Annotated in this window: 5 protein-coding genes; 3 read left to right on the forward strand and 2 right to left on the reverse strand. The window is 56.6% G+C overall.

The window, feature by feature from the left end; translation table 11 throughout:
* Positions 1–86 precede the first annotated feature (86 nt).
* Positions 87–1,175, reverse strand: a complete 1,089-nt coding sequence (locus IAE38_RS23200) for a hypothetical protein (protein ID WP_201219503.1) — start codon at positions 1,173–1,175, stop codon at positions 87–89.
* Between the two features lie 265 nt (positions 1,176–1,440).
* Between IAE38_RS23200 and IAE38_RS23205 the strand changes: the two genes are divergently transcribed.
* From IAE38_RS23205 to IAE38_RS23215, 3 genes are read left to right on the forward strand one after another with little or no spacing between them, the layout of a single operon-like run.
* The gene (locus tag IAE38_RS23205) at positions 1,441–3,270 is read left to right on the forward strand and encodes a hypothetical protein (RefSeq protein ID WP_201219505.1); all 1,830 of its coding nucleotides are present in this window, start codon (positions 1,441–1,443) and stop codon (positions 3,268–3,270) included.
* Positions 3,271–3,306: 36 nt separating this feature from the next.
* Complete coding sequence (locus IAE38_RS23210; protein WP_201219507.1) at positions 3,307–5,823, forward strand: hypothetical protein; 2,517 nt, start codon at positions 3,307–3,309, stop codon at positions 5,821–5,823.
* The gene (locus tag IAE38_RS23215) at positions 5,820–8,672 is read left to right on the forward strand and encodes a hypothetical protein (protein WP_201219509.1); all 2,853 of its coding nucleotides are present in this window, start codon (positions 5,820–5,822) and stop codon (positions 8,670–8,672) included. The genes IAE38_RS23210 and IAE38_RS23215 overlap by 4 nt, the downstream gene beginning before the upstream one ends.
* A gap of 100 nt (positions 8,673–8,772) precedes the next feature.
* Here the strand turns inward: IAE38_RS23215 and IAE38_RS24030 are convergent.
* Positions 8,773–9,012, reverse strand: a 240-nt coding sequence (locus IAE38_RS24030; RefSeq protein ID WP_236404379.1) for a hypothetical protein, incomplete at its 5' end; no start/stop codon positions are given.

Genomic DNA, 9,012 nt, shown 5'->3' on the forward strand with positions numbered 1-9,012 from the left:
ACTGTTTTCCAGGAAACTGAGGAAGTTGAAGGCGTTCGAGTGATTATTCATGATGACAGTAGGCTCCAATGGCAAGTGGCGTTACATCAACGCAAGGTGGCGCAGCGAACTCTTGTGTAGCCGTTCTCATCGCCTTCATGCCAGCGGCCCACCATCACGGTGCCAGGCGCACAGGTGAATTCGCTCTTGCTCTCTTTCTGCTGCTCCTGCCAGGATGTATCGGGCGTCACAATCAATTGCCGCGTGCCGCTGAACACTTTCCCGCAGCGGTATGCGGTCTCCCCGTTTTCATCGCCACGGTGCAGGCGGCCGTCCATCACTTCGTTGCTTGGGCAGTTAAACCATATACCAGTTGGTCCTTGCACAGTGGGGGGCTGTTCAGCCTGTACGACAGTTGAAACATTAGTCTCAATGAATTCACAGTCAGTTTCATGGCCAGATTCGCACACCGTATCGTGCCAGGTTGAATCCCTGATTTCCAGGGTAATGCCTTCTTGCTTGAGTGATGCACATTGATAAGCGGTATCGCCTGTTTCATCACCTTTGTGTCGACGGCCTGTCATGACTTGCCCGACAGGGCATTCCCAGAATGACCAACTCTCTCGAAGGTCTGCTGACCACGCATGAGACTCAGGCAGCGCGTCAGCCCCGGGTATCTTTGGGCCGCCCGGCGCAGACGAAATAGCAACTTGAACACATTTGACGGTATCACGCCCCGACTCGCCGGACTTCAGGTAATTATCGACCATTTCAAGCCCCGGCGTGATGATGGCCCCTTTTTGGTAAGTGTAAAGATCTTCAACTTCATAGGCTTGTATGTTGGTCGGGTTTCTGATGGTCTTCAACCTCATCCAGTGATCGCTGTTGCCTGCTGACGTATTGCACCAAGGGCTTTCTGTCATCAGAATGGTCGCTGCAGACGCGAAATTGACCAGTTGCATTGAGCGGACTTTAAAGTCTTTGCAATTACCTGGCCCCGCTGCACCCGCCGTTGTCAGGTTGTACTGCACTGTGGTCCCTGCGCCCGGACCAGGGAACGACAACGCACACTTTGCACTGTCGGGATCTAGAAAGACGATTGTTCCAGTGTCTTCCGCCGCGGCCATCGCCGGGGGCACCGCGCTTACATAAAAGGTGGAACACAACACGCCGATTAATAAGTGTCTGGAATGCATAAAGATGTCCTCGGGAAAAGCGTGAGCGCTGTGCGAAATAGGGAATACAAGGCTTGTTTCATACCGGGAAACTTTCATGCCGGGAAACAAACGCGACGAGATCAGCTTATCGAGTACCTCCCCCTCTGACACCTGGTAAAACTACCAGTCTTATCTGGGCGCAGATAAAACGGGCCGGCGAGCCGTACCTAGTAGTTTTACCAGTTGGCCCAGGCGTTAGGCGGTCTTATAACTGAGTGCATGAACACTCACGGAGAGATACGCCATGCCGCTGACGAAGACGGTCAAGCGCGATACGCACGCTGCACTGAATGCGCCCACTATCAGCTTGCTCAATGCCTACGATGAAATAGACCTTGCGGTGCTTGGCAGCGATGACCTCACCATCGGCATTCATTACGACGGGATCAAGCTCGACGACGCCTTCTCCTTCAGTTGGTGGGGGGCTTCGCCCGATGGTGAGGCACTGGACATACTCAATGTGTACGTCGAGGTCAGCGAAGACAATTTCGATGCTGCCAAGCAATTGGTGGAGGTGCGACTGCTCAATCGCTACCTGGTCGAGGCCGATCAGGGTTACGCCTTTTGTTCTTACACAGTCACCACACCGGACCTGGGGACGTCACCTCGGCGCTTCTGTTTTGTCGGTGTGCGCCCACACCGGATGGAGCACATGCCCGTCGCTCAGGCATTGCAATCCCATGAGCTGTGGATCGACCCACCGTCACTCGACAATACAGGGGTGACATTCGTCATTCCGCCGTACCAGTCGATGCAGGCTGGGGATGACGTCAAGCTGCTTTTCCGTGGCTTCAGTGGCGGGATGCAAATGCCTGACTGGATCGACAGGGAGCCTGTGCTGGAGGAGTCAGCAGTCGGCCTGCCCATCCTGCGAACGGTTCCAAAGTCTGAATTCGACTGGCTGGATTTTCCGGACAGCTATGCCGAGGTGTCCTACCAGATCATCGTTGCGGGCATCACGGAACCGGTCCAGGGCCCGACGCAGTGTTTCAGGATGGGGGCGATGCCCGCGACACTGTTGCCAGAACCAACGGTCGAGGGTTACAGCGGGGGTGCGCTGGACCCTGTCGACTTCCCGGATGGTTTGCGTGTGCGTTTGCCCCTGTACTCGGACCTGCATGCATCGGACTGGGCGCTTTTGCACACCGACAAGCAGGTCGGGGCAGCTGCCCTGCGCACCGACTTGAGCTCCCTGCACACGGGGCGCCTTTGGTTCAGGCTTGCGCCGGAGCACCTGATGGCCACAGAGCGCCTGGTGTTGACTTATCAATGTGCCCGCGAAGGGCTTGGCATGAGCTCGAAGCCGCTCGAGATCGAAATCGTCGAATCCAGGGACCTGCTACCTGTGCGGGTCGAGCAGGCCACTCCCGAGGGGGGCACTGAACCCGACTCAGGCTGGCTGGCCGCGCAGGATGTAATGGCGGGGGCCTATGTGAACGTTCCTCAAGTGCGCCTGAGGCAGGGTGAGGTTGTGGAGGTGCACTGGGCGGGCCGCCCGAATGCCGGTACTCACATCACCCGCGATCCCGTCGATCCCGCCTGGCCCTGGCGCTTCAAAGTTCCCGCTGCGGCGATTGCCGCCAACATGGAGCGTGCCGAGAACACCAGTGACAAGCGCTTTGCCGTGTTCTACCGGCTGGTGAAGGCGGATTCGACGTACGTGGAGTCTTCTCGTTACCACCTGCGGATCAAGCCCCTTCCTGTCCAGAGCTACCCACAGATCAGTTGCCCGCAAGCCGAGGGGCAGGGGTTGTCGCTCAGGAAAGCCGAACGAGAAGGCGCCGCACTGCAGTTGGCAGGATGGCCGTTCATGGCCAGCGGGCAAAAACTGAGCATCGTGCTTCAAGGCGTGAAGCAAACGGGCGCCCCATTGGTAAAAATCATCCGTGCCACTGCGGTGACTGAGTCTGAAGCAAACAGCCGACGTGTCGAGGCCAGCATTCCCCTGGCAACCCTGCGCGAGCAGAAGCTTGGGGAGACGTTCACCATCGAGGTGAGCGTCAATTTCGAGAATGTCGATAACAACGACGTGACCGTAGCGTTCTCACCGTTGCGGCTGACGTTGAATGCCTGAACACAACTGATACAGCACAATGAACGAGGTTTGATCATGGCCAGGGAAACACTGGAAGAATTCATTACCTATTTGTCGCAAGCGCCCAGAACGTTGGGGTGGGATGCGATTCTTGCGTACGACCGCAACAAGGCGAACCGCCTGTTGATCCAGGAATATATTCAACGGTTTTCGAAAAACAGTTATTTCGAACCGTTGACATTCACCACCGAAATTACGCCGGGGCAACGCTGGGAAATCACATACGATTATGTACTTGATAAGCCGAGGTTGTCGTTCGAACACGCCTCGATTAGCAGTTCGCGTGCTGACTTGTCAATGCGCATCGTCGGTGGTCGACAACTGGGTATCAGTAAAGCCATGGGCGATTCACATTCTAAAATCACCCGCTTGAAGATGGCGGATGCGCTCAATGGCGCCACGTTGCACGTGCGCATCGAACTGGAGAAGTCGGCAGGCAGCGTCACAGAAGCCGGTGCGGTGCAGATCGACATGACCAAGGGTACGCAGTTCTACCTGACCTTTGCGGACACTGACGAGGAAAACCGCTTGGGGGGTGAGCGTTTCAAGAAAATTTTCGACGCGTGGCCTAAGGAAAAACAACATTTCGAGCTCAATAAGTTAGCGGTTGATCCCGACAATTTTCTACAGCCGCAAACGTTCCTCGTCCGCACGCATGCAGCCCCGGTAAGCGACACGGTCGCGGCCACTGTCAAAGAGGCCGCCGAGCAGGCCGCCGATGGCGCCGTATTGGCATTCATCACGATGAAAAACGGTAAATCGGGAACGCTGCCGCCTTCAGACAGCGATATGCATTACCTACTTCCAGACAATTTCAGCATGAATATTCTGCTGGGCGGCAGGTATTTTTTCGACGCGCTCGTGACGCAGTGGTGCCGCTTGATAAATTCAGAGGAGTCCACACGGCCGGTGCAGGTTGAATTGCAAGGCGGCGAAAATGGAAAGCATTACACGGGGCTGACGGCGACAAGTGGACATGTCCAAGTCGCTAAACTCAGCGGGCACACAGCACATACCAAACGTATTGAGGTGGGCGAGCATATCTTGGCGTTCGTCAGTGAGGCGTCAGATCAGGACACGACGTTCGAGGTCTATCGAAAACGAATCAAGGGTGAAAGTCATGACACCATTGGCGGCTGGTGGGCGGGTGTAAGAAACCTAAATGTTTCAGTGACCAGCACATCTGGGAAAGTGGTTGCTGGGCAAATTCGCCAGTTCTGGTCGGTTCACATTCGGTATGCACTGGATGTCAGTGATGGCCAGCTTAAATTCCGCAAGGACTATGACACGCGGCAGTACCAAATTATTCAAGGTTGGGAGCTATTTGAAAAGGATCCCGAACTGGGCCCGCACCAGCAGGAGATTAAAGATTTCATCCGCATTCATGAGACGGACATCATTGGTGCAACTATCGAAAAGCTCAAGGTTGTCGGTGATAACATTGACGCTTTTCGTTTGAACGGTCTGCTTTTTCAAGGCGGTGAACAAACCGCTACTCCATACGCTGCCTATATTCCGGGCGATGTGACACTTCCCGGCCACTTGGCACCGACCGTTACCGGCTTCCAGATCGATCCCGTCGAAAAGATCATCTCCGCGGGCAGCACGTTAAACTTCACCTGCGATCCACCAGACGTGCGACCGTCCTGGTCGGTCAGCAATGTGGCCGGTGAGGCAGGTGACGCCGGTTCCATTGATCCGCGCAGCGGCATCTACACCGCGCCCAGCCCCGCGAACATGCCCTTGAGCCAGCACAAACGGGTGATCGTCACGGCCCGCACGGAGGCAGGCAACAGCAGTCAGGCCCTTATTCATCTCGTTACCCGGCAGATTGGTGTCGACCCGCTGGTAATGGCCGTATCGACGGGGAAGGTCAGCCATAAGGTTACGGCGGCTGCGCTCAACGGGCAGGCTCTCACGTGGAAGCTGTCGGAGGGTGCCAAGGGTGAGCTGAGGGACGACGACTCGGCCGAACCTGAGCTGTCCGGTAAATATTACGTCACACCTCCGGCAAGCAGCGCTTCTATTCGAGTCTTTGACGAGCAGCGTGGAATCGAGGTGGCGCAAATCAGCGAAGCCTGGCTCGAACATCGTGCATCGGGCGCCTGGACAGCCTCGGAGGACTTGGCGGAGGTACTGGGCCACGAGCAAATTCTGGTAAGCGCACCCGGCGCAGCGCAGCAAGCCATCGATGTGTTAGTGCCTCTGGAGCCTGAGACCAACTGGTTCACCTACGAGGAAAAAGGCACAGCCATCCAGCTGACCCATTGGACCAAGGACAAGAAGGGCGAGCGACTTGTCGACCCGGATCTCAACCAGTGGTTTCTGGTGGTAGGCAATGGCACGTTCGAGGACGGCCTGTACACCCCCCCGGCTTCGGGCAGCACGCCGTACGCCGTGGTGGCGGCGGTAGAGGAGAATAGTCGCAACTGGTACTGGACCTACGCCATCCTGCCATTGCCATTCATTAAGCCAGAGGTCAGCCAGGCTTCTGAATCGTTGGTTTCCACGCAGGGTGAGGTGCAATCATGATCAGCCACAGCAAAGCCGAGCTACTGGACCGTTTGTCCAAGGGTGATGTCATGCACGACTGGGGTGCGATCATTGCCATGGATCGCGCGCAGATCAACCGTATGCTGGAACAGCAGTACCTCGCATCGTTCAACGACCTGAGTTTCCTTTTGCCGTTCGATGCCAGTTTCAGCACCGATGACACCCATGAAGAGCGGGTCACATTGTCCAACATGGTGCTCGGCGTACCCCAGGTGTCATTCGCGGAGGCTGCCTTGAGCAACAGCAAGGTAACGCTGTCGATGAACATCCTGACCGGCACTTACACCACCTGGGTTCATTTGCCGGGTCGCCCACCGCAACTTCGGCACAGCATGAACCTGCGGGAGGGCATGGGCTACCAACTGACGATGAAGGTTGACCTTGGGGTGCGTACCGGGTCCGCGGAGGATCATGGCAAGCTGCTGCTGGACTTGTCCTCTGCTTCGGACTTCAGGTGCAACCTTGGCAAGACGCTGGAAGCACCCATTGTCATTGGCGAAGTGCTGGGCAAGCGTATCAAAGATCACCCGGCCTATCGCAAAGCGTTCGTCATCGCGGCGCTCGATTTCAATGATTACGAGCCTCTGGGTATCCAGCGTTTCAATGTATTGACCCAGCCTCACCCCGATGCTGCACAAGCAGGTGAGGGGGCTGTCGTGCTGTTCTGTCAACTGCGAGCCAACTCCGCACCGGGTAGCTTGCCCACAAGCGGCAGTGGCTTCCCCTATCTCATCCCCGATGACGTCAGTACGCAGGGTGTCCGTGAGTACAATGCGACGCTGTTGCTCGCCAAACACCTGACACGTTTCGCGCGAAGCGCCACATTGACCGAGGCAGGCTCGATTCCGATCGTAAGGCGAGTGCAGCTGCCCAATGCACATCGACTCAGCCTCGATGAGTCGCACGACCCTTTCGATCACGTGATCTTCGGCAATGTCCAGACCTCAGAGCGTACGTTCACCGTCGAACCTTTGCGTACGCAAGTGGTGGCAGGTCAGTCGCGCAGCTTCACCTTGAAGCAGAATGCAACAGCCGTATCCAGCGCGGCATCTGCCTGGGCGGCGGCTGGCTTGAACCTCAGCGGCGCCACCGGGACCATCACTGACAAGGGTACCTACACAGCGCTACCCGCCAAACGATTCAGGCAAAAAGAGCAGGTTGTCGTCGTTTCAAACCGCTTTCAGGCCGCAGGCATGGATCAGTCGCGTGTTGCCGTGGTGGTCGAGGTGGCCCAGCCACTCGCCATTGCGCCCCGAGTCGCGGCGTGGAGCAAGGGAATGGAACCTGTGGACCTCGTCGCGCAAACCAGCGGCGGCAGCGTCGAGTGGTCGCTGCAGGGCGAAGTGCTGGGAACCTTGGATGTCATCAACGGGACCTTGGCGCAATTCACGCCCACCGCTCCAAAAGACTCCGTTCCGGAAATCAAGCTGCAGACGATACGTGTCACCGACACCAGCACTCGCGCCTACGCAGACGCTACGGTTGTGATCATCGCCTACGCGGCTCACCTGACAGTCAGCCCCGCCTATGTGCCCTCGGCCGATGCGGGGGTGCCCATTCAGTTCACGGTTGATGGTGAGGATCAGCAAGATGTGACATGGAGTCACTTTGGTGAAGGGTTCATCGACGAAGAAGGCTTGTTCACGCCTCCTGAACAAGCGGAAGGGGTCGTGAGCGTGATCATGGCCGACATCAATAGTCGTTCGAGTGGTTACGCGATTGTCGAACTGTTGCAAGAAAACGTAACCCCGCCTACCTGGCGCGCGTTGAACAAGTTCGAGATGACCGTACGCGGCAGCGCTGAATGTTATGCGAACGGTCATCAACAGATTCAGGTACTCATCACCATTGAAACGGCAGAAGTCGGTGATGAGAAGCTTGAGATACCGCTGACGCCAACAGAGCTGTCGACGTTGAAGCTCTACGATAATGTCAGTAATGCCGAAGTACCGTTCATCGATCCCGGCCAAGAGGGCATGGACCCCGACAGTGGTTTGCCTTGGGCGATCAATAATCTTGCGAATCGCTTCCGCACTCAAGACGGACAACAACCGCGGGAGCATGTACAGGGCGAGAAGGCCACGGTCAGGCGGGTATTGTACCTGCAAAGTGCTAAACCGAGTGCGGCTGTGGAACTCTACGCCAAATTTACCAAGGACGGGGGGGGCGAATTCGACTCGCGTGACAAGGAAGGCAAAGTGAGGATCAGCAGCAAGGCCCCGCCGACCATAGCCCTGACCGACTACACCTTCGCACGCAAGCGCGTATGGAATGGCTTGGGTGAGACCATAGGAGATGACGAGTTCAGTTACCGTAAGGAGTCGACTGATTACTGGACCTTGGAATACAAGCGCCAGGGTGTGCTGCCAGCGCTATTCGCGACGTGTCGGATCGAGGGCCAGATTTCGGCGGTACGTTGGGAAAGTGAGCAATTAGCAGAAACCTATGCCAGTTATCTGGGGGTTGCTTTCAATCCTAAACAATCCCCTGACACGCCGGCGCCGGAAAACGTCACCCTGAGCAGTTGGCTGCAGACCATGGTCGAGGAAAAGGACGTCAGCTTCAGCAAACTCAGGAGCGCGTTTGAACCAAGTCAGGCACCCGCGCCGGGAACCCTGATGATTAGCCTCAACCGCGTGCACGACCTGCCGTACTGGCACGACAGTATGGGCGATGGGGGAGAGGAGCGGGCGTATCGCAAGCATCTGGACTCAGCACTTCGTTTCTCTCTGCGCGATGAAGACGGGAATCTGCACCGCGTTCAGATCGCATTTGCGGCACCCACATTGCCGGATAATCGAAACACCTTGGTGCTGTCTACCTGGTGACGTGAAGATTGAGTAGCGTCTGGCTCTGCCATTGAAAGCGGCAGAGCCGCCAATTATCGCGTAGCCGCGCTCGAACATGCCAGCCATCCCATTCATTCAGTCAGAGATTGCTGGGAGCTCTGATGCTTTCGATGGCGGCATTGCTCCCGGCAGTGATGCACATCAGGTCCAACCTTATTGATGCTTGCTCATAAGGCGCCCGGACTTCGTGTCGAAGTGGGCGCTGCTGTTTCGAGCGAGCCTGATTCAATTTATTACGGTGCAGCATGGAGTTCCCATGACCACAGAAACCATCATCCACTCGAACGCCTTCAACTTCCTCAGCTTCCTGGAAAACAGC

Source organism: Pseudomonas sp. S32 (assembly GCF_016648095.1).
Lineage (GTDB): Bacteria > Pseudomonadota > Gammaproteobacteria > Pseudomonadales > Pseudomonadaceae > Aquipseudomonas > Aquipseudomonas parafulva.